Raw genomic sequence first — 21,217 nt, 5'->3', positions numbered from 1 at the left:
TGCCCGGGCCGCATCGGGCCGTGACACACTGAAAGCGATGACGAACGAGCCACCGCCCTCCGACCTTCCGCCGGTTCCCGAGCTCCCTTCGGGGTACTCGACGGGCGCGGACGAGGGGTCCGCTCCGTCGTCGACGGATGCGCCCGAGGCTGCGGCGCCGAAGCACCCCGCTCTGCCTCCGCTGCCGCACGGGGTCGACCCGGATGCGCCGCCGAAGAGCCCCCTGGAGGCCATGGCTCCTGCGGGCCGGGCGCGGCCGTTCGCGCCGGCCCTTCCACCGGTCGATGTTCAGACGTCCGCCGCTGCACGGCCCTCGCCCACGCCCGTATCGTCGACTGCGCCGGTCTCGTCGCCTGCGCCAGGCAGGACTCCCTACGTCAAGACGGTCCGCTCGCGCGCCGAGCCGCGCCGCACCGCATCCCGCTCCTCATCTCGCGCCGAGGGGTCTGCTCGCGCCGGCCGGCTGAGCCCGCTCGTCGTCTCGGCCGTCGTGGTGGGGACCGTCGCCCTCGCCCTCGCGTTCGTGCCGATCGTCAACTACGGAGCCTGGCTGCTCGCGGTCGCCGGAGTCGTGCTCGGAGCGGTCGCGCTCGTCCGCCGTCGTCGTCCCCGCGCGCTCGCCCTCGCGGGCACCGTCCTCTCCGGCCTCGCGTTCGTGCTCTCGATCGTTCTGGCCGTCGTCTACACGGCGGGCCTGCTGTCCTCCGTCGGTGGCGGAGCTGCCGCGCCTGCTCCGGCGCCCACAGCCCAGGAGCCCGATGCGGCGGCCACGGAGTCGGTCCCGGCCACCTTCGGCCAGACCGTCACCTACGACGACGGCATGCAGATCGCCGTGAGCGAGCCGCTCCCGTTCACGCCGTCGGCCGAGGCCGCCGGGCTCGAGGGCGACCTCGCCCTCTCCTTCACCGTCACGATCTACAACGGCACCGCGGCCGACTACGAGCTCTTCCCGTTCACGCTCGTGACCGCCGACGGGCAGCCGGGGAGCGTGGTGGTCGACGAGGCCAACTCGATGCCGGGTGTGCCGCCGGTCGCCACGATCGCTGCGGGCCAGACGGTCACCTCGATCGAGGGCTACTCGTTCCCGGACGCCGCCGGCGCATCCGCCGCGGTCGTCTACCAGGTCGCTCCCGGCCCCGAGTACCTCCCCGCCCGTTTCACGCGGTAGTCCGGAGGACGCGATCACGAACTCCCTCATCCCGCCAGCTACGGCGACATCGAGCGACGAATGCGCTGTGAGGCGCTGAGCAGCTCCATCGCCAGGCTCATGTGGTCGAACTCGCTCGCCAGGAGTGAAGCCAACGTCAGGTCGACGATGGCGTCATGGCTCGGACAGCGGTCGTAGGCCCGCACGCCTTCAGCAGAGACCACCGCGGCCCCCGATTCGGCCGCTCGCATGAGGGGGCTGTACTGAGCGTCGTCCAGTGCGCCCAGGTCCGCACCGGCCCGCAGCAAGGTGCGGACTGCGGCGAGATTGTCCCACTCCGCAGCACGATGGAGCGGGGTGGTTCCGCTCGCGTCGGCGGCACCGACGACCGCTCCGGCTCGAATGAGCAGCCGGATCATCGATCCGCTTGCGGAGGACGCGGCATTGCACAGGACGGTCATCCCATCGCTGGTCCTGGAGTTCACGTCGGCGCCCGCGCTGATCAGACGGGCGACCACAGCGAGATGATTCATCGAGGCAGCCGCGTGCAGCGCCGTCCACCCGCATCCGTCGGAGGTGTTCACGTCATCGCGCTGGAGGGATCGAACGAGGGCCGGCAGGTCACCGAAGTAGGCGGCCCGGATCACGTCCGGAAGCTCCCAAGGGAAGCCATCCTTGTCGCCCACGGCTTCGCCTCTCCATCGCCGAATGGATGCGTCAGGGAGCGCGTCGGTCGTTTTCTGGAGGGGATGACGGGAATCGAACCCGCGTGATCAGTTTGGAAGACTGAGGCTCTACCATTGAGCTACATCCCCGGGCACGGCGTGAGCCGGGCACTCGCAACATCGTAGTACAGCTTCGAAGGCGCTGTGTGACCAGTGTCGGGCGTGCGGTAGAGTTGCCGAGGCCATTTCGCCACCGGGGCGTAGCTCAGCTTGGCTAGAGCGCCCGCTTTGGGAGCGGGAGGTCGCAGGTTCGAATCCTGTCGCCCCGACACGACACCGAACCACAGAAACCATCAGGAGAGACCCAACGTGAAGACCTCGGTCGAAAAGCTCAGCCCCACCCGCGTGAAGATCCAGATCTTCGTCACCCCGGATGAGCTGAAGCCCAGCATCGATCACGCTTACAGCCACATCGCTGAGCAGATCAACATCCCCGGCTTCCGCAAGGGCAAGGTTCCGCCGCCCATCATCAACCAGCGCGTCGGCAAAGAGGCCGTGCTCGAGCACGCCGTCAACGACGGCCTCGACCGCTTCTACCGCGAGGCCGTGACCGAGAACGAGCTGCGCCCGCTCGGCCGCCCGCAGGCCGACATCGTCGAGTGGCCCAAGGCCGCCGACTTCTCGGGCGACCTCGAGCTCGCCATCGAGGTCGATGTGCGCCCCGAGATCGACCTCCCCGACTACGAGGGCTACGAGGTCGCCGTCGAGCCCGCCGTCGTCGCCGACAGCGATGTCGACGAGGAGCTCGAGCGCCTGCGCAGCCGCTTCGGCACCCTCGTGACCGTGGAGCGCCCCGCCAAGAAGGGCGACTTCGCCCAGCTCGACCTCGTGGCCACCGTCGACGACGTCGAGGTCGACACCGCCTCCGGAATCTCCTACGAGATCGGTTCGGGCGAGCTGCTCGAAGGCATCGACGAGGCCCTCGACACCCTCACCGCCGGCGAGACCACCACCTTCGAGGCCCCCCTGCTCGGCGGCGAGTACGCCGGTCGCGACGCCCTCGTGACCGTCACCCTCAACGCCGTCAAGGAGCGCGAGCTCCCCGAGGCCGACGACGACTTCGCCCAGATCGCGAGCGAGTTCGACACTCTCGACGAGCTGAAGAAGTCGCTCAAGGAGCAGGTCGAGAAGCAGAAGGCGTTCGGTCAGGCCTCCGAGGCCCGCACCAAGATCGTGGAGTCGCTCCTCGAGAAGGTCGAGATCCCGGTGCCGCCCGCGCTCATCGAAGACGAGGTGCACCGTCACCTCGAGGGCGAGAGCCGCCTCGAGGACGACGAGCACCGCGCCGAGGTCACCGAGTCCTCGACCAACACGTTCAAGACCCAGATCCTGCTCGACGCGGTCGTCGACAAGGAGCAGGTCAAGGTCTCGCAGGACGAGCTGACCCAGTACCTCGTGCAGTCCGCCGCCCAGTACGGCATGGAGCCGAACGAGTTCGTCAAGATCCTCTCCGAGTCCAACCAGATCCCGGCGATGGTGGCCGAGGTGGCCCGCAACAAGGCCCTCGCCATCGTGCTCTCGAAGGCCAAGGTCGTCGACACCGACGGCAAGGCCGTCGACATCTCCGAGTTCACGACCCTCGCGGCCGACGACGAGGAGGGCGACAACCTCCTCGACGCCGCCGACGAGCCGGCCGGTCACGACCACGACGACCACGAGGGCCACTCGCACTAGTCGCGACACCTCGTTCCGAAAGGGCCTGCATCCAGCGGATGCGGGCCCTTTCGCATGAGGGCGTGCGGGATGCTCCCGACACCGTCACACTGGGGGCATGGCCGCGCCGACGAAAGACGCCCCCGCCCATCCCCACGCGCTCGACGACGGGGATCGCCGCTGGGCGAACTGGGGCCTCGTGCCGGCCTTCCTCGTGTGCGCGGCAGCCTTCTTCATCTTCGCGCTGCTGACCCCGATCCCGGGCTACACGATGCTCGTGCTGGGTGTCGGCCTCGCCTTCCTCCTCGAGCGGCGCGGGCTCACGACGGCCGGCCTCGGCCGCGACCTCTTGCTGGTGGCGCTCGGCCAGAGCATCGTGAGCACCATCTCGGTGAAGGCCGACATCGGCTGGGGCAACATGGTGCTGATGGGCACGGTGCTCGCCGTCGCGGTGGCCGCGCCCTACCTGATCTCGCGCTTCGTCTTCAAGGATCACGCGATCCGGTTCCCCTGGCGCGGAGGCGGCCGGTGGGGCCGATTCCACTGGGGCTACATCGCGCTCGTGATCGGCCTCGGCTGGTTCATCCTGCCGTTCTACTTCATCACCTCGGGTGTGTACCTCAACTGGCCCACGGTGGCCGAGCCCTCCGAGCTCGCCCGGCTCTTCGTGGGCGTGAACGCCGTGGGCACCTGGGACGAACTCTTCTTCATCTGCACGATCTTCGCCCTGCTGCGCCGTCACTTCCCGTTCTGGGCGGCGAACCTCCTGCAGACCATCGTGTTCGTCTCGTTCCTCTGGGAGCTCGGCTACCAGGCCTGGGGCCCCCTGCTCACGATCCCCTTCGCCCTGCTGCAGGGCTTCATCTTCGTGCGCACGAGGTCACTCGCCTACGTCGTCACGGTGCACCTGCTGTTCGACGCGGTGGTCTTCCTCGTCATCGCGCGGGCCCACAATCCGGGCTGGCCGCCGTTCTTCCTGGTCGGCTGAGAGGCGGCCGATCCAGCGCCGGACTCTGCCGACGGCGAACACGGGCGCCGAGGCGGGACGGCTCCAGTAGATTCAAACCACTGCAAGCGAATTGGAGCGACACACATGGCCGAACAGGCTCTCCCATCCAGCGTCTTCGACCGACTGCTGAAGGACCGCATCATCTGGCTCGGATCCGAGGTGCGTGACGACAACGCCAACGAGATCTGCGCCAAGATCCTGCTCCTGGCGGCCGAGGACCCCGAGCGCGACATCTACCTCTACATCAACTCGCCCGGCGGCTCGATCACGGCCGGCATGGCGATCTACGACACGATGAAGTTCGTGCCGAACGACATCGTGACCGTGGGCATCGGGATGGCGGCCTCGATGGGCCAGTTCCTCCTCACGAGCGGCACCAAGGGCAAGCGCTACATCACGCCCAACGCCCGCGTGCTCCTGCACCAGCCGCACGGCGGCTTCGGCGGCACCGCGAGCGACATCCAGACCCAGGCGCAGCTCATCCTGAGCATGAAGCACACCCTCGCCCAGATCACCGCCGACCAGACGGGCAAGACCGTCGAGCAGGTCAACGAAGACGGTGACCGCGACCGCTGGTTCAGCGCGCAGGAGGCCCTCGAGTACGGCTTCGTCGACCACGTGCGCGAGTTCGCCACCGACGTCGTCGGCGGCGGCGGCACCATCGAAGCAGACAACTAGCACCGGATCTTTCGAGAGAACAGGTAAAGAGAACTCATGGAAACCCCCACTTTCGGTGCGAGCGCCTACGGCAACGGCACCATGCCGACCGACCGCTACATCCTGCCGAGCTTCGAGGAGCGCACGGCCTACGGCTTCAAGCGCCAGGACCCGTACGCGAAGCTGTTCGAGGACCGCATCATCTTCCTCGGCGTGCAGATCGACGACGCGTCGGCCGACGACGTGATGGCCCAGCTGCTCGTGCTCGAGTCGCAGGATCCCGACCGCGACATCGAGATGTACATCAACTCGCCCGGTGGCTCGTTCACCGCGATGACCGCGATCTACGACACGATGCAGTACGTGCGCCCGCAGATCCAGACCGTGTGCCTCGGCCAGGCGGCCTCCGCCGCCGCCGTGCTGCTCGCGGCCGGCAGCCCCGGCAAGCGCCTCGCGCTCCCGAACGCCCGTATCCTCATCCACCAGCCGGCCACCGGCCAGGGCGGCGGACAGGCCTCGGACATCGAGATCCAGGCGCGCGAGATCCTGCGCATGCGCTCGTGGCTCGAGACCACCCTCTCGCACCACTCCAAGCGCACCCCCGAAGAGGTCAACAAGGACATCGACCGCGACAAGATCCTGTCGGCGAACGAGGCCCTCGAGTACGGCCTCATCGACCAGGTGCTCTCGTCGCGCAAGAACGTGCCGGCACTGGTCAGCTGACCCGCCGCACCGACATGGGCGACCAGGACTGGTTGCACGACAGCCGGGCCATCCGCGAGATATCCTTCTTCGCGGATGCCCCGGCTGTCGCCGGTTCGTGGCCCATGACGGTCCCCGCCGTCGCGCAGCTCGGCCGCGGCCTCGAGCTGCCCGCCGGGGTCACGTTCCTCGTGGGCGAGAACGGCAGCGGCAAGTCGACGGTGCTCGAGGGCATCGCCATGGCCTTCGGCTTCCCGGCCGAGGGCGGCAGCCGCAACGGCGGCGCCGCCACGCGCTCGAGCGAGTCGCCGCTGGGGGAGTGGCTGAAGCTCCGGCGCGGGCTGGTGTCGCCCACGTGGGGCTTCTTCCTCCGCGCCGAGACCATGCACGGCTACTACAGCTACCTCGAGTCGCTCGGCTACCAGGACGCCGACCTGCACGAGATGAGCCATGGCGAGTCGTTCCTCGCCCTGCTCGAGCGCAAGATCGACTCGCCGGGCTTCTTCTGCCTCGACGAGCCGGAGGCGGCCCTGTCATTTCAGTCGACGCTGCGCTACATGGCCCAGCTCGACGCCCTGGCGAAGGCGGGGGCGCAGATCGTCTGCGCCACGCACTCGCCGGTGCTGGCGTCGCTCCCGGGGGCCACGATCCTCGAACTGGGGGAGTGGGGCATCCGCGAGACCACGTGGGAGGAGCTCGAGATCGTGCAGCACTGGCGGAGCTTCCTCGAGGCGCCGGGCCGCTACCTGCGGCACCTGCTCGATTGACGACGGGTGTCGGCCCAATCCTGCGTGGTTGTCGAGCAGTGTCGGGCGTTCGGGTTAGGCTCGTGAGAAGACAGCGTTTAGGAGGCTGGGCATGGCACGCATAGGTGAGAGCGCCGATCTGCTCAAGTGCTCGTTCTGCGGAAAGAGCCAGAAGCAGGTGCAGCAGCTCATCGCCGGGCCCGGCGTCTACATCTGCGACGAGTGCGTCGAGCTCTGCAACGAGATCATCGAGGAGCGTCTCTCCGAGGCCAGCGAAGAAGCGGCCGGCGAGTTCGAGCTTCCGAAGCCGAAAGAGATCTACTCCTTCCTCGAGGAGTACGTCATCGGTCAGGATGCCGCCAAGCGTGCCCTGAGCGTGGCCGTCTACAACCACTACAAGCGCACCAAGGCCCGCACGGCCATCGTCTCGGCCGAGGCGCAGGCCTCCGAGGTCGAGATCGCCAAGAGCAACATCCTTCTCATCGGCCCCACCGGTTGCGGCAAGACCTACCTGGCGCAGACCCTGGCGAAGCGGCTCAACGTGCCCTTCGCGGTGGCGGATGCGACGGCGCTCACCGAGGCCGGCTACGTCGGCGAAGACGTCGAGAACATCCTGCTGAAGCTCATCCAGGCCGCCGACTACGACGTGAAGCGCGCCGAGACCGGCATCATCTACATCGACGAGGTCGACAAGATCGCTCGCAAGGCCGAGAACCCCTCGATCACGCGTGACGTGTCGGGCGAGGGCGTGCAGCAGGCGCTGCTGAAGATCCTCGAGGGCACCGTGGCGAGCGTGCCGCCGCAGGGCGGGCGCAAGCATCCGCACCAGGAGTTCATCCAGATCGACACCACGAACGTGCTCTTCATCGTGGCGGGCGCCTTCTCGGGGCTCGAGGAGATCATCTCCCAGCGTGCGGGCCGTCGCGGCATCGGCTTCAACTCGCCGCTCTACAGCAAGAAGGCCGAAGCCAACCTCTTCGGCGAGGTGCTGCCGGAGGACCTGCACAAGTTCGGTCTCATCCCCGAGTTCATCGGGCGCCTTCCCGTGGTCACCACGGTCACCCCGCTCGACCAGGCCGCGCTCATGCAGATCCTCACCGAGCCGCGCAACGCCCTCGTGCGCCAATATCAGCGCATGTTCGAGCTCGACGGCGTGGAGCTCGAGTTCGAGACCGATGCCCTCGAGGCCATCGCCGATCTCGCGGTGCTCCGCCAGACCGGTGCTCGCGGACTCCGCGCCATCATGGAGGAGGTGCTCGGCCCCATCATGTTCGAGGTGCCCTCCACCGACGAGGTGGCCGGCGTGATCGTCACCCGCGATGCCGTGCTCGAGAACGCCGCTCCCACGATCGTGCCGCGCAAGGCACGTCGCGAGGAGAAGTCGGCCTAGCCATCATCCAGCCGATCTCGGCGGGGATCGTCTCCGCCCTCACCGGGTTCGCCAGCTCGTTCGTGCTGGTCGTCGCGGGGCTCAGGGCCGTCGGGGCCACCGGCCAGCAGGCCTCGAGCGGCCTCCTCGCGGTGTGCGTCATCAGCGGATTGTGCTGCATCCTGCTCGCGTGGCGATTCAGGATGCCGATCTCGTTCGCGTGGTCGACTCCCGGCGCGGCCCTCCTCGTCGCGGCGGCCGCCACGACCGACGACTTCGGCGCGGCTGTGGGCGCGTTCCTCGTCTGCGGCACGCTGATCCTGCTCTGCGGGCTGTGGCCGGCTCTCGGCCGGGCCATCACGCGCATCCCGAAGCCGCTCGCGAGCGCGATGCTCGCCGGCATCCTTTTCCCCATCTGCCTCGCGCCCATCACGGCGGCGGTCGAGATCCCGTGGCTCGCGCTGCCGGTCATCCTGACCTGGCTCGTGCTCTTCCGCTTCGCCCCGCGCTGGGCGGTGCCGGCCGCCATGGTCGTGGCGCTCGTCGGCATCGGCGTGAGTGCAGGCCCGAACGCGCTCGCGGGGGTGAGCCTCCTGCCGCAGGTCACGTTCGTGGTGCCGCAGTTCGACCCGCTCGTGATCGTGAGCCTCGGGCTGCCCCTGTTCATCGTCACGATGGCGGGCCAGAACGTGCCCGGCTTCGCCGTGATGTCGACGTTCGGCTACACGGTGCCGCCGCGGCCGGCCCTTCTCGCCTCGGGGCTCGGCACCATGGCGGGTTCGTTCTTCGGCGGGCACGCCGTCAACCTCGCCGCCATCACGGCGGCGCTCATGGCCGGTCCCGACTCGCACCCGGACAAGTCGAAGCGGTGGGTGGCCACCGTCACCTCCGGCATCCTGTTCATCGTGCTCGGGCTCGCGGCCGGCGTGGCGACGGCCCTCATCTCGGCGGCCCCACCCGTGCTCATCACCGCTGTGGCCGGGCTGGCACTGCTCGGGGCGCTCGTCTCGGCGGTCGTCTCGGCGCTGGAGAACCCGGCCCATCGCATCCCGGCCATCGCCACCTTCCTCGTCACCGCCTCCGGCGTCGTCATCGTCAGCATCGGCTCCGCCTTCTGGGGTCTGCTGGTGGGCGGCGTCGTCATGCTCTGGAGCGCCTTCCCCTGGCGTCGGAGCACTCCCCGCACCGTCGCGAAAGGATGAACACCATGGAACCCGTCCGTCTGGGCCGCTCAGGCCTGAAGATCTCGCCCGTCGTCCTCGGCTGCATGAGCTACGGCGAGCCCCACCGTGGCCCGCACTCGTGGACCATGCCCGAGGTCGAGTCGAGGCCCTTCTTCGAGCGCGCGCTCGAGGCCGGCATCACGACCTACGACACCGCCGACATGTACTCCGACGGCACGAGCGAGGAGATCGTGGGCCGTGTGCTCGGCGAGATCGCGCAGCGCGAGGAGATCGAGATCGCCACCAAGGTGTTCTTCCCCTCGCGCCCCTCGGCCAACGGCGGTGGGCTCTCGCGGCGGCACATCCTCACCGCGATCGACGACAGCCTCCGCAGGCTCGGCACCGACTACGTCGACCTGTACCAGATCCACCGCTTCGACCCCGAGACCCCGGTGGAGGAGACGATGGAGGCCCTGCACGACGTCGTGAAGTCGGGCAAGGCGCGCTACATCGGCGCCTCGTCGATGTGGGCGTGGCAGTTCGCCACGATGCAGCACGCGGCCGACCTCGGGGGCTGGACCAGGTTCGTCTCGATGCAGGACCAGTACAACCTGCTGCAGCGCGAGGAGGAGCGCGAGATGCACCCGTACGCCCTCGACCAGGGCGTGGGCGTGCTTCCCTGGAGCCCGCTGGCCCGTGGCCGCCTCACCCGCCCCTGGGGCGAGGAGACGTCGCGCACCGGCACCGACCTCGTGACCCAGTCGATGTACAACCAGGCCGAGGACGCCGACCGCGCCATCACCGAGGCCGTCGCCCGGGTGGCCGACGCCCGCGGCATCCCGCGAGCCCAGGTGGCGCTCGCCTGGGTGCGCCAGCAGCCCGCGGTCACGTCCCCCATAGTCGGCGCCACGAAGCCCCACCACATCGACGACGCGGTAGCCAGCACCACCATCACCCTCACCCCCGAAGAACTGGCGTCCCTCGAGGCCCCCTACACCCCCCGAAACCCCGAGGGCTTCGAGTAAGGGGAGGGCAGACCCTCGTCTCTCAGGAGCCTGGGGTCACTACCGCCGCGTCGTTCGCCGCGTCGTACTCCACCACGGTCTCGTCGTCGAGCTCGACGACGGGCCGCCCCTCGAGCCACGTCAGCGTCCAGCTCCAGTCGGAGGCGTCGACGCCCTGTTCGGCGAGCTCGCCCTCGACCTCGTAGATCGCGTCGATCACGGCCTGCGGGAGCTTGGAGGGCGGCTCGTCGCCGACGAGCCAACGGGTGCCGAGCTGGATCATCATCAGAGCGCCTTGTCGTAGGTGACCCACTTGGTCTTCTCGGCGACCTGGTCGTAGAGGGCGCGGGCGGCCTCGTTGTCCTTCGCCGTGATCCAGCGCAGGATGCTGGCCTTGCGGGCGCGCCCCACCTCGGCCACGCCCTCGATCAGGGCTCGGCCGATTCCCTGTTTGCGGGCCTCGGGCAGCACGAAGAGATCGTCGATGTAGATGCCCTTCGAGCCGTCGAGCGGGCGGCTGAACGAGCGGTAGTGGGCCACCCCCACGAGCGAACCCTCGTCGTCGACGGCCACGAGGCACTCGAGCTCGTGGGCGTCGTCGATGATCCAGCTCCACACGAGCACGGCCTTCTCGTCGTGCAGCGGCGCCTCGTAGAACTCGCCGTAGCCCGTGTACACCGCGTGCCAGGGGAAGAACTCTCCCGCCGCGACCGGTCTGACCTCGATCGGCATCGTCGCCTCCTGGCTCATGCTGTCGCCTCCGGCTTGTCCTCGGGCGCTAGAACTACATCCTGCACCACGAGCTCATCGCCCGTGGCGAACGACAGCCCGGCGATCCGGCCCACCGCCTGAAGGTCGGCGGCGGCGAGCTCCAGCAGCGCGATCTCTTCGGCGGGGCCGGCGATCACCGCGGTCGCGACGGGGGTCTTCTGCGAGGCCTTGGCGTCGGTCTTCGCGCGGCGGATGCCGACGAGGGCCCGCGAGGCCAGCGGCAGGAGCCCGGCGTGCTGCGGCAGCTCGGCGACCACGCCCGAGGGCAGGGCCGAAGACACCGTGGTGGGCCACGCGGCCGTGTGCACCGAGCCGTCGTGGGTCCACGACCAGACCTCCTCGGTGGCGAAGGGCAGATACGGCGCGAACAGGCGAAGCAGCACGTCGACCGCGGCTTGCAGCGCGAGCACGGCCGAGGCCTTGCCGGCCGGGTCGGACTCGGCGCGGTAGGCGCGCTCCTTGACGAGCTCGAGGTAGTCGTCGCAGAAGGTCCAGAAGAACGTCTCCGCGACCTCGAGGGCGCGCGCGTGGTCGTACTTGTCGAGCGCCGCGGTCGCCGTGCGCACCACCTCGTCGAGCTCGGTGAGCATGCTCACGTCGAGCGGCTCCGAGACGGTCGAGTGACCCTCGGGCAGCTCGAAGCCGTAGACGAACTTGGCCGCGTTCAGGATCTTGATGGCGAGCCGCCGCCCGATCTTGATCTGGGTGGGGTTCTTCTCGTCGAAGGCCGCGTCGGTGCCGAGGCGCGACGAGGCAGCCCAGTAGCGCACGGCATCCGAGCCGTGGCTGGCGAGGATGTCGGCGGGCGTGACGACGTTGCCCTTCGACTTCGACATCTTCTTGCGGTCGGGGTCGACGATGAAGCCGGAGAGCGCGGCGTGCGCCCAGGGCTTCTCATTGGTCTCGAGCGTCGAGCGCAGCATGGTGGAGAAGAGCCAGGTGCGGATGATGTCCTGCCCCTGCGGCCGCAGGTCGAACGGGAACACGGTCTCCCAGAGCTCCTGGTCGCGCTCCCAGCCGCCCGCGAGCTGCGGGGTGAGCGAGGAGGTCGCCCAGGTGTCCATGACGTCGACCTCGCCCTGGAAGCCGCCGGGCACTCCGCGCTGCGACTCGTCGTAGCCGGGTGCGGCATCCGAGGAGGGGTCGACGGGGAGCATGTCCTGGGTCGCCACGATCGGCTGGTCGAACACGGGGTTGCCGTCGGCGTCGAGCGGGTACCAGACCGGCAGGGGCACGCCGAAGAAGCGCTGGCGTGAGATGAGCCAGTCGCCGGTGAGCCCGCCCACCCAGTTCTCGTAGCGCACGCGCATGAAGTCGGGGTGCCACTCGAGCTCGGCGCCGAGTTCGAGCAGGCGAGCCCGCAGCTCCTCGTCGCGGGCGCCGTTGCGGATGTACCACTGGCGCGTCGACACGATCTCGAGGGGCCGGTCGCCCTTCTCGAAGAACTTCACGGGGTGGGTGATGGGCTTGGGCTCGCCGACCAGCTCGCCGGTGCCGCGCAGCAGCTCCACCACGGCCTGCTTGGCCGAGAAGACGGTCTTGCCGGCGAGCTGCGCGTAGGCGTCGCGTCCGGTCTCGGAGGTGATGGCATCCGGAGCCTCGCTCACCACACGACCGTCGAAGCCGATGATCGCGCGGTTGGGCAGGTCGAGGTCGCGCCACCAGATGACGTCGTTGAGGTCGCCGAAGGTGCAGACCATCGCGATGCCGGAGCCCTTGTCCGGCTGGGCGAGGTGGTGGGCCACCACGGGCACCTCGACCCCGAACACGGGGGTCGTGACAGTGGTGCCGAACAGCGCCTGGTAGCGCTCGTCGTCCGGATGCGCCACGAGCGCCACGCAGGCGGGCAGCAGTTCCGGCCGGGTCGTCTCGATGAACACCGGGGAGCCGTCGGCGCCGTGGAACTCGAGCCGGTGGTACGCGCCCGGCTGCTCCTTGTCCTCGAGCTCGGCCTGCGCCACGGCGGTGCGGAACGTCACGTCCCAGAGCGTGGGAGCCATGGCCTGGTAAGCCTCACCGCGCTCGATGTTGCGGAGGAAGGCGAGCTGGGAGGCGGCCTGCGACTCACGCGAGATGGTGCGGTAGGTCTGGGTCCAGTCGACCGAGAGACCGAGATCTCGCCAGAGCGACTCGAACTGCTTCTCGTCCTCGACCGTGAGCACCTCGCAGAGCTCGATGAAGTTGCGGCGCGAGATGGGGATCTGGTCGGCGGCCTTCGACGACTTGTTGTCGCCGCCCTCGAAGGGTGGCGTGAAGTCGGGGTCGTAGGGGAGCGTGGGGTCGCAGCGCACACCGTAGTAGTTCTGCACCCGGCGCTCGGTCGGCAGGCCGTTGTCGTCCCAGCCGATGGGGTAGAACACGCGCTTGCCCGTCATGCGCTGGTAGCGGGCGATCACGTCGGTGTGCGTGTAGGAGAAGACGTGCCCGATGTGCAGTGAACCGGAGGCGGTGGGCGGCGGGGTGTCGATCGAGTAGACCGTCTCGCGGGTGGCGCCGTCGCGCGGGAAGAGATAGGTGCCCTTCTCCGTCCACTCGGCGTCCCACTTGGCTTCGAGGCCTTCGAGGGCGGGCTTGTCGGGCACGTGCGCGGTCATGGGACCTCCAGGTATGAGCGGCACCGTGTCAGTGGTGAGGTGCCTCGATGTGTCGCTCCAGAATACAGTTCGGCAGGATGCCGAACGGCCGCCGCCCCGTGGGCGACGGCCGTTCTCGAGGCCAGGAGCGCGTCAGCGGATGTTCGACCGCAGCGTCGCGAGCTCCCGCAGCAGACGGTCGGGCACGGCCGATCCGGTGCCCTCGGAGAGCTCGTCGAAGTAGCGCGCGGTCTCGTCGACCTCGCGGTTCCAGGCCGGCCGGTCCACCGCGAGGATGGCCTGCAGCTGCTCGTAGGGCAGCTCGAGCCCCTCGACGTTGAAATCGCGCACCTTGGGCAGCTTGCCGATGGGGGTCTCCACCACCTCGACCTCGCCCTCGACCCGGCGCACGATCCACTCCAGCACCCGCGCGTTCTCGGAGAAACCGGGCCAGATGAAGTTCCCGTCGGCATCTTTCCGGAACCAGTTGACCGAGAACACCGGGGGAGCATCGTCGCCGAGCGAATCGCCGATCTTCAGCCAGTGGGCGAAGTAGTCGGTGATGTTGTAGCCGCAGAACGGCAGCATCGCGAACGGGTCGTGGCGGAGGCGCCCGACGGCTCCCTCGGCGGCCGCGGTGGTCTCGGAGGCCATCGTCGCTCCCATGAACACGCCGTGCGTCCAGTCCCGGGCCTGGGAGACGAGCGGCACCGTGGAGGGCCGGCGTCCGCCGAAGAGGATCGCGTCGATCTGCACGCCGTCCGGGGAGTCCCAGTCGGAGGCGATCGAGGGGCACTGGTCGGCGGTCACCGTGAAGCGCGAGTTCGGGTGCGCCGCGGGGGTCGACGACGCAGGCGTCCAGTCATTGCCCTGCCAGTCGATGAGGTGCGCGGGAGCCTTGGGGGTGAGGCCCTCCCACCAGATGTCGCCGTCGTCGCGGAGCGCGACGTTGGTGAAGATCGAGTTGCCCCACACGGTGTCGACCGCGGTGGGGTTCGTCGTGATGCCGGTGCCGGGGGCCACCCCGAAGAAACCGCGCTCGGGGTTGATGGCCCGGAGCTTGCCGTCCGGGCCCTGACGCATCCAGGCGATGTCATCGCCGATGGTCTCGACCTTCCAGCCCGGGATCGACGGGTTGAGCATGGCGAGGTTCGTCTTGCCGCAGGCCGAGGGGAACGCGGCGGCCACGTGGTAGACCTTGCCGGCGGGCGAGGTGATCTTGATGATGAGCATGTGCTCGGCGAGCCAGCCCTCGTCGCGCGCCATGACGCTCGCGATGCGCAGGGCGAAGCACTTCTTGCCGAGCAGGGCGTTTCCGCCGTAGCCGGAGCCGAAAGACCAGATCTCCCGGGTCTCGGGGAAGTGGCTGATGTACTTCGTGGGGTTGTGCGGCCAGGCCACGTCGTCGCGGCGGGTGCCGTCGGCGTCGACGAGGGGCGCTCCGACCGAGTGCACGGCGGGCACCCACGGGGTCTCCTCCTCGATCAGGTCGAGGGCGGCCTTGCCCATGCGGGTCATCAGCTGCATGCTGACGACGACGTAGGGGGAGTCGGTGACCTGCACGCCGAGCTGCGAGATCCGGCCGCCGAGGGGGCCCATCGAGAACGGCACGACGTACATCGTGCGGCCGCGCATGCTGCCGGCGAAAAGGGTGTCGAGCTCCTCGCGCATGGCGAAGGGGCTCTTCCAGTTGTTGGTGGGGCCGGCATCCGCCTCGCGCTCGGAGCAGATGAAGGTGCGGTCCTCGACGCGCGCCACGTCGGCCGGGTCGCTGCGGGCGAGGAAGCTGTTGGGGCGCCATTCGGGGTTGAGTCGGATGAGGGTGCCCTGGGCGACCATCATCTTGGTGAGGTCGTCCCATTCACGGGTCGAGCCGTCGCACCAGACCACGCTGTCGGGCTTCGTGAGCCGCGCGATGTCGCGCACCCACTCGTTGACCGCGCTGTTGCGGCTGGGACCGTCGATATCGACCATGCTGCTCGTCTCGAGGATGCTCATCTGTGACCTTCTTCTCATCAACTGCGGGTCTGTTCTTCTACTCTTCGCGATATTTGGACGTGATCCGCGGTATCTTCATGTAAAGATCGGCACTTCTTGACAAGGAGACAAAATGGACGAGGCGAGCGACCTCATCACGCTGGGTCGGCGCATCCGGCACCACCGGAAGCTCCACGGCCTGACGCTCGACCAGCTCGGCGCGAAGGTGGGGGTGGTGGGCAGTCAGCTCTCGCTGATCGAGAACGGCCGACGCGAGCCGAAGCTCTCGCTGCTGCAGGCCATCGGCGCTCAACTCGGTGTGCCCGTGCCCGATCTGCTGAGTGCCGAGGCCCCGGATGCGCGCACGGCTCTCGAGATCGAGCTCGCCAAGGCGCAGCAGAGCCCGCTCTACGCCTCGCTCGGGCTGCCGGCGGTGCCACCGAGCCGCTCGCTTCCCCTCGAGACCCTCGAATCGCTCGTGGGCCTCCACCGGGAACTGCGCCGCCGGGCGAGCGAGTCGATCGCGACCCCCGAGGAGGCCAGGCGGGCCAACACGGAGAACCGCCTCGCCATGCGCACGAGGAGCAACCACCTGCCGGACCTCGAGCGTCTGGCTGAGGAGACACTCGCCACCGTGGGCCACACCTCGGGGGCGCTCACCCACCGCAGCGTCTCGCTCCTGGCCGAGAAGCTCGGCTTCACCCTCATCTACGTCGACGACCTGCCGCACTCGGCGCGCTCGGTCACCGACCTCGCCAACGGCCGCATCTACCTTCCGCCCGCCTCCATCCCCGGCGGGCACGGTCTGCGCTCGATGGCGCTGCAGGCGATGGCGCACCGCCTGCTCGGGCACACGCCGCCCTCGAGCTACGCCGAGTTCCTGCAGCAGCGGCTCGAGATCAACTACTTCGCCGCCGCCTGCCTCATGCCCGAGACGGCCTCCGCCGCCTTCCTGCAGGCGGCCAAGCAGCGCAAGGACCTGTCGGTGGAGGACTTCCGCGACGCGTTCGGTGTGACCCACGAGGCCGCGGCGCTGCGGCTGACCAACCTGTCGACCGTGCACCTGGACATGCAGGTGCACTTCCTGCGGGTGGGGGAGGACGGCGCCATCTACAAGGCCTACGAGAACGACGGCCTGCCGCTCCCCGTCGACGTCACCGGGGCCGTGGAAGGGCAGCTGGTGTGCCGCAAGTGGGCGGCCCGTGGAGCGCTCGGCCGCACGAACCGCACGACCGAGTTCTACCAGTACACCGACACCCCGGCCGGTACCTTCTGGTGCGCCACCCAGACCGGCAAGACCGACGCGGGGGAGTTCTCGATCTCGTTCGGCGTGCCGTTCGCCGACGCGAAGTGGTTCCGGGGCCGCGACACCCAGATGAGGCAGCGCTCCTACTGCCCCGACGAGTCGTGCTGCCGGAAGCCCGCCACCGAGCTCGCCGAGAGGTGGAGCGACAGTGCGTGGCCGAGCGCCAAGCTGCACGCGCACATCCTGTCGCCGCTGCCCTCGGGCAAGTTCCCTGGGGTCGACGAGAACGAGGTCTTCCAGTTCCTCGAGGCGCATTCGGCCAGCTGACGTGCCGTCGCCTCTGCGGCGCTAGAGGGCTCTGAGCTTCTCCGCGAGGCCGGCGCCGTCGGGGGCGTAGACCTTGGGTGTGCCGGGGGCGGCGGCGGCCTGCTCCGCTTTCGAGCGGCCGCCCGCGAGCACCGCCTCGCTCGGAGAGAGCTGGCGGATGGCGATGGCGCGCACGTTCTCAGGGTGCTCGAGAGCGAATTCCCCGTAGATCTCCTCGTCGTGCTGACCGTCGTCGCCGATGAGCACCCACCGGATGTCGGGGAACTCGGAGGCGAGCCGCCGCAGGTTCGTCTCCTTGTGCTCGCGCCCGCTGCGGAAGAAGCGGTCGCTGGTCGGGCCCCAGTCGGTGAGCAGCAGCGGGCCCCGCGGGTAGAGGTTCCGGCCGAGGAAACGCGTGAGCGTGGGCGCGACGTTCCAGGCGCCCGTCGAGAGGTAGATGAACGGCGACCCGGGATGGTCGGCCGTCAGCCGCTCCAGGAAGACGGCCATGCCGGGGGTCGGCGTGCGCGCGTGCTCGTCGAGCACGAAGGTGTTCCAGAAGGCGAGGAAGGGGCGGGGCAGCGCCGTCACCATCACGGTGTCGTCGATGTCGCACACGACGCCGAAGGAGGTGTCGGGGTCCACGATGAAGACCGGGGCCTCGACGGCATCGGAGTCGTGCGTGCGCATCGTGATGGTGTGCCAGCCCGGCACGAGCTCGACGTCCACCGAGGTGTCGACCACGCCGCCGCGATCGGCGCGAACGGTGCGCACGGTGCCCTCGATCTCGATGATCACCTCGATGTCGCCCACGGGCACGCTCGTGAAGCTGCGCCAGCCCCGCACGCGTTCCTCGCGCCGCTGCATGGAACGCGAGGACTCGCCCTCCCGGGGCGGCTTCGTGAGGAGCACGCGGCCCAGCACCCGGATCCGCTCGGTCGTGCCGTAGCCGGCGTAGGGGATGACCGTCGGCAGGTGCCCCCAGCGCCTGACCACCTTCTCCCGGAAGTCATGGATCGCGTCGTCTATACGGGCGGCACGGTGCAGCCGTGATGCCGCGGCTGGTTTCTTGGGCACGCCCCCAGTCTGTCACGATGCGAGAGCCCAACTACACTGAGGGTCTGGGAACTGCGGAAGGAACGGTCTGAAGTGACATTCAACGATCTCATCAGCGGTGCGATGACGTCGGCCGGCCAGGTGCGCAACGAACCCGTGCAGGCCAGGAGCAGCGAGCGCATCGACGCCCTGCTCGACGCGGCGTCGGCCGTCGTGGCCGAGGTCGGCATCGAGCGGCTCACCACCGCCATGGTCGCCGAGCGGGCCGGTGCGTCCATCGGCACCGTCTACCGCTACTTCCCCGACCGCATCGCCGTCCTCGCGGCCATGAGCCTCCGCGGCTTCGAGCGGTTCCTGCGCAAGAGCGTCGAGAAGCTCGAGGAGCATCCCCCCGCCACGGTCGACGACGTCTTCTCCGCTCTCATCGACGCGTGCGTGCAGATGCACCGCGACGAGCCGGGCTTCACGTCCATCCGGCTGGGTGACCAGATCGCCCTCCCCGCCGTCGACGGCGGCACCGCGGCCTCGGCCCGCATCGCAGGCTCCCTCGCCACGATCGTCTCCGCCGAGCTCGGCGTGGCAGACGACGGGTCGCTCGCCGGCCGCTTCGACATCGCGCTCACCGTGCTCGACGCGCTGCTCGTGCGGGCGTTCGTGATCGATTCCGCGGGAGACGAGCAGGCGATCGCCGCGTGCCGGGCCGTCGTGGCCGGCTACCTCGCCGAGGCGCCGGTCGCCGCCTGACGGCGACCGCCCGATCCTCACGATTGTGTGACGTCTTCTGACGTCGGGGTTTGCGTTTGCTCGAAGAGATGTTTGGGTTGTGCGAGGGCCGCATTCCGCGTCCCGTCGACTGATAGGGCCCCGCGATGATCGAGTTCCGATCGGTGACCAAGCAGTTCCCTGACGGGACGGTGGCGGTCGACGCCTTCGATCTCGCCATCCCTCCCCGCAAGACCACGGTGCTCGTCGGTTCGTCCGGTTGCGGCAAGACCACCCTCCTGCGCATGATCAACCGGATGATCGACCCGTCCTCCGGACACATCCTCATCGACGGCGAGGACACCGGGTCGCTCGAGCCCGTGAAGCTGCGGCGACGGATCGGCTACGTCATGCAGAACTCGGGCCTGATGCCGCACCGCAAGGTCATCGACAACGTGGCCACGGTGCCGATCCTCGGCGGCGTGCCCAAGAAGCAGGCCCGCGACGACGCGATGAAGCTCCTCGACACGGTGGGCCTCGACCGCTCGCTCGCCCTGAAGTACCCGCGTCAGCTCTCCGGCGGCCAGCAGCAGCGCGTGGGCGTGGCCCGTGGGCTCGCCGCCGATCCCAACATCCTGCTCATGGACGAGCCCTTCGGTGCCGTCGACCCGATCGTGCGGGCAGAGCTGCAGCAGGAGACGATCCGGCTGCAGGAGGGCCTCGGCAAGACCGTCGTGTTCGTGACCCACGACATCGACGAGGCGTTCCTCCTCGGCCACCAGGTCGTCATCCTGCAGAAGGGCGGGCACATCGCGCAGGTCGGCACGCCCGCCGAGATCCTCGCCCACCCGGCGAACGACTTCGTGGCGTCGTTCGTGGGTGCCGACAGGGGCAAGCGGGCGCTTCGGATCCAGCGTGTGGGCGACCGCGACGTCGTGGTCGACGAGAACGGCACGCCCACGGGGGTCCTCCAGCCGTGAGGTGGCTCGAGTCGAACCTCGGTCTCGTCTGGGACCTCATGCTCACGCACATGTCGCTGTGCATCCCGCCGATCATCATCGGCTTCCTCATCTCGATCCCGATCGGCTGGATCGCGAACCGTTACCGACTCACCCGCGGCGTCATCCTCGTGGTGCTCGGCCTGCTCTACACGATCCCCTCGATCCCGTTGTTCATCTTCATGCCGCTCATCCTCGGCACCCCGCAGCTGTCGTCGCTGAACGTCGTGGTGGCACTCACGATCTACGCGGTCGCCCTCATGGTGCGGTCGGCGTCGGACGGTCTCGGCTCGGTCGACAAGGACGTGCTGCAGGCCGCGAGCGCCATGGGCTACTCGGGATGGCAGCGCTTCTGGCGGGTGGAGCTGCCGCTGTCAGGGCCCGTGCTGCTCGCCGGCCTCCGCGTCGTCTCGGCCAGCACGGTGAGCCTCGCCACGATCGGCTCGGTCATCGGGGTCACGAGTCTCGGCTACCTCTTCATCAACGGGCTGCAGCGCCGCATCCCCGCCGAGGTGCTCACGGGCATCGTCTCGGTGCTCCTCATCGCCGTGGTCTTCGACCTCCTGCTCGTGCTGCTCGGCCGGCTCGTCCTGCCCTGGAGCCGGCGTGACCGCTCGGTGCGAGCCAAGACCGTCGCGCGCAGCCGCACCGCCGTGCTGACGGGGGCCGGATCGTGAACCTCATCGAGCAGGGGTTCGCCTGGATCCTCGACCCCGAGAACATCTCCGGCCCGAGCGGCTGGGTGGCGCGCCTGCTCGAGCAGCTCGCCTACACCTTCGGCGCGGTGGCCATCGCCGCCGTGATCGCCGTGCCACTGGGCTACCTCGTGGGCCACACCGGCAAGGGCCGCGACATCGCCGTGTCGCTCTCGGGCGGGTTCCGCGCCCTGCCGAGCCTCGGTCTGCTCATCCTGCTCGCCCTCGGGCTCGGGATCGGGTTCCGTGCGCCGCTCGTGACCTTCGTCATCCTCGCCATCCCACCGATCCTGGCCGGCGCCTACGCGGGCTTCGAGGCGGTCGACCGCAGGACGATCGACGCGGCGAGGGCTATCGGAATGACCGAGTGGCAAGTCGTCACCCGGGTCGAGGTGCCGCTCGGGCTGCCGCTCCTGATCGGCGGCCTGCGCTCCTCGGTCCTGCAGGTGGTGGCCACGGCCACCCTCGCAGGCTACGTCGCCGGCGGGGCCCTCGGCGCCTTCATCTTCGAGGCGTTCGCCCTGCGCGACTACCCGCAGGCACTCGGCGCGTCCATCCTCGTCACCGCGCTCGCGCTCGTGCTCGAGGGAATCTTCGCCCTGCTGCAGAAGTTGGTCGTTCCACGCGGCGTCGTCGTGAAGGAACAGAGAGAAGTCCGCTCGCGGTCATCCCGAACGCGTGCGGTGATGGGGACTCCCATCCGAGAAGGGAAATGAAT

At 69.0% G+C, this 21,217-nt stretch carries 20 protein-coding genes and 2 tRNA genes; 15 read left to right on the top strand and 7 right to left on the bottom strand.

What is annotated here, in order from left to right:
• Positions 1-37 precede the first annotated feature (37 nt).
• On the top strand, positions 38-1,168 hold the full coding sequence (locus N1028_RS00455; protein WP_259524779.1) for a hypothetical protein: 1,131 nt from the start codon (positions 38-40) through the stop codon (positions 1,166-1,168).
• Positions 1,169-1,206: 38 nt separating this feature from the next.
• Here the strand turns inward: N1028_RS00455 and N1028_RS00450 are convergent, their stop codons facing one another.
• Together N1028_RS00450 and N1028_RS00445 are read right to left on the bottom strand one after the other, a co-directional pair.
• Positions 1,207-1,833, bottom strand: a complete 627-nt coding sequence (locus N1028_RS00450; RefSeq protein ID WP_259524778.1) for an ankyrin repeat domain-containing protein — start codon at positions 1,831-1,833, stop codon at positions 1,207-1,209.
• A gap of 55 nt (positions 1,834-1,888) precedes the next feature.
• Positions 1,889-1,962, bottom strand: a tRNA-Gly gene (locus N1028_RS00445).
• A gap of 104 nt (positions 1,963-2,066) precedes the next feature.
• On the opposite strand from N1028_RS00445, the gene N1028_RS00440 reads away from it, so the two are divergent.
• The 9 genes from N1028_RS00440 (at position 2,067) to N1028_RS00400 (ending at position 10,196) form a co-directional block, all read left to right on the top strand.
• Positions 2,067-2,141, top strand: a tRNA-Pro gene (locus tag N1028_RS00440).
• A 40-nt stretch (positions 2,142-2,181) separates the two neighbouring features.
• The gene (gene tig, locus N1028_RS00435; RefSeq protein WP_259524777.1) at positions 2,182-3,546 is read left to right on the top strand and encodes a trigger factor; all 1,365 of its coding nucleotides are present in this window, start codon (positions 2,182-2,184) and stop codon (positions 3,544-3,546) included.
• Between the two features lie 97 nt (positions 3,547-3,643).
• Entirely contained in the window at positions 3,644-4,513 is an 870-nt protein-coding gene (locus N1028_RS00430) for a CPBP family intramembrane glutamic endopeptidase (RefSeq protein WP_259524776.1), read from the top strand.
• Positions 4,514-4,618: 105 nt separating this feature from the next.
• Entirely contained in the window at positions 4,619-5,212 is a 594-nt protein-coding gene (locus tag N1028_RS00425) for an ATP-dependent Clp protease proteolytic subunit (RefSeq protein WP_259524775.1), read from the top strand.
• Between the two features lie 36 nt (positions 5,213-5,248).
• The gene (locus N1028_RS00420; protein ID WP_259524774.1) at positions 5,249-5,914 is read left to right on the top strand and encodes an ATP-dependent Clp protease proteolytic subunit; all 666 of its coding nucleotides are present in this window, start codon (positions 5,249-5,251) and stop codon (positions 5,912-5,914) included.
• Positions 5,915-5,928: 14 nt separating this feature from the next.
• Entirely contained in the window at positions 5,929-6,660 is a 732-nt protein-coding gene (locus N1028_RS00415; RefSeq protein WP_259524773.1) for an AAA family ATPase, read from the top strand.
• A gap of 91 nt (positions 6,661-6,751) precedes the next feature.
• A complete protein-coding gene (gene clpX, locus N1028_RS00410) occupies positions 6,752-8,029 on the top strand; it encodes an ATP-dependent Clp protease ATP-binding subunit ClpX (RefSeq protein ID WP_259524772.1) in 1,278 nt (425 codons plus the stop codon).
• 2 nt (positions 8,030-8,031) lie between these two features.
• Positions 8,032-9,210 carry a benzoate/H(+) symporter BenE family transporter gene (locus N1028_RS00405; protein ID WP_259525316.1) on the top strand — a complete coding sequence of 393 codons (1,179 nt, stop codon included), beginning with the start codon at positions 8,032-8,034 and terminating at the stop codon, positions 9,208-9,210.
• Positions 9,211-9,215: 5 nt separating this feature from the next.
• Complete coding sequence (locus N1028_RS00400) at positions 9,216-10,196, top strand: aldo/keto reductase (RefSeq protein ID WP_259524771.1); 981 nt, start codon at positions 9,216-9,218, stop codon at positions 10,194-10,196.
• A gap of 22 nt (positions 10,197-10,218) precedes the next feature.
• Here the strand turns inward: N1028_RS00400 and N1028_RS00395 are convergent, their stop codons facing one another.
• The 4 genes from N1028_RS00395 to N1028_RS00380 form a co-directional block, all read right to left on the bottom strand.
• On the bottom strand, positions 10,219-10,461 hold the full coding sequence (locus N1028_RS00395) for a hypothetical protein (protein WP_259524770.1): 243 nt from the start codon (positions 10,459-10,461) through the stop codon (positions 10,219-10,221).
• Entirely contained in the window at positions 10,461-10,925 is a 465-nt protein-coding gene (locus N1028_RS00390; RefSeq protein ID WP_259524769.1) for a GNAT family N-acetyltransferase, read from the bottom strand. Before N1028_RS00390 ends, N1028_RS00395 begins: the two co-directional genes overlap by 1 nt.
• Positions 10,922-13,540 carry a valine--tRNA ligase gene (gene valS, locus N1028_RS00385; protein ID WP_259524768.1) on the bottom strand — a complete coding sequence of 873 codons (2,619 nt, stop codon included), beginning with the start codon at positions 13,538-13,540 and terminating at the stop codon, positions 10,922-10,924. Before valS ends, N1028_RS00390 begins: the two co-directional genes overlap by 4 nt.
• Positions 13,541-13,672: 132 nt before the next feature.
• Positions 13,673-15,517, bottom strand: a complete 1,845-nt coding sequence (locus N1028_RS00380) for a phosphoenolpyruvate carboxykinase (GTP) (protein WP_259524767.1) — start codon at positions 15,515-15,517, stop codon at positions 13,673-13,675.
• A gap of 112 nt (positions 15,518-15,629) precedes the next feature.
• Here N1028_RS00380 and N1028_RS00375 point away from each other — a divergent pair, with 112 nt between their 5' ends.
• Positions 15,630-17,069 (top strand): helix-turn-helix transcriptional regulator, encoded by a 1,440-nt coding sequence (locus N1028_RS00375; protein WP_259524766.1) that lies wholly within the window; start codon positions 15,630-15,632, stop codon positions 17,067-17,069.
• 21 nt (positions 17,070-17,090) lie between these two features.
• Here the strand turns inward: N1028_RS00375 and N1028_RS00370 are convergent, their stop codons facing one another.
• Positions 17,091-18,125, bottom strand: coding sequence for an App1 family protein phosphatidate phosphatase (locus tag N1028_RS00370; RefSeq protein ID WP_259524765.1), 1,035 nt, complete (start codon positions 18,123-18,125; stop codon positions 17,091-17,093).
• Positions 18,126-18,197: 72 nt separating this feature from the next.
• Between N1028_RS00370 and N1028_RS00365 the strand changes: the two genes are divergently transcribed.
• The 4 genes from N1028_RS00365 to N1028_RS00350 all read left to right on the top strand — a co-directional run bounded on the left by N1028_RS00365 (position 18,198) and on the right by N1028_RS00350 (position 21,215).
• The gene (locus N1028_RS00365; RefSeq protein WP_259524764.1) at positions 18,198-18,848 is read left to right on the top strand and encodes a TetR/AcrR family transcriptional regulator; all 651 of its coding nucleotides are present in this window, start codon (positions 18,198-18,200) and stop codon (positions 18,846-18,848) included.
• A 125-nt stretch (positions 18,849-18,973) separates the two neighbouring features.
• The gene (locus tag N1028_RS00360; RefSeq protein WP_259524763.1) at positions 18,974-19,786 is read left to right on the top strand and encodes an ABC transporter ATP-binding protein; all 813 of its coding nucleotides are present in this window, start codon (positions 18,974-18,976) and stop codon (positions 19,784-19,786) included.
• On the top strand, positions 19,783-20,481 hold the full coding sequence (locus tag N1028_RS00355) for an ABC transporter permease (RefSeq protein ID WP_259524762.1): 699 nt from the start codon (positions 19,783-19,785) through the stop codon (positions 20,479-20,481). Before N1028_RS00360 ends, N1028_RS00355 begins: the two co-directional genes overlap by 4 nt.
• On the top strand, positions 20,478-21,215 hold the full coding sequence (locus N1028_RS00350; RefSeq protein ID WP_259524761.1) for an ABC transporter permease: 738 nt from the start codon (positions 20,478-20,480) through the stop codon (positions 21,213-21,215). The genes N1028_RS00355 and N1028_RS00350 overlap by 4 nt, the downstream gene beginning before the upstream one ends.
• The last annotated feature ends 2 nt before the right edge of the window (positions 21,216-21,217 follow it).

The sequence above is a fragment of the Herbiconiux oxytropis genome (genome assembly GCF_024979315.1).
GTDB classification, from domain to species: Bacteria; Actinomycetota; Actinomycetes; order Actinomycetales; family Microbacteriaceae; genus Herbiconiux; species Herbiconiux oxytropis.
This window is presented reverse-complemented; position numbering and strand designations above follow the sequence as displayed.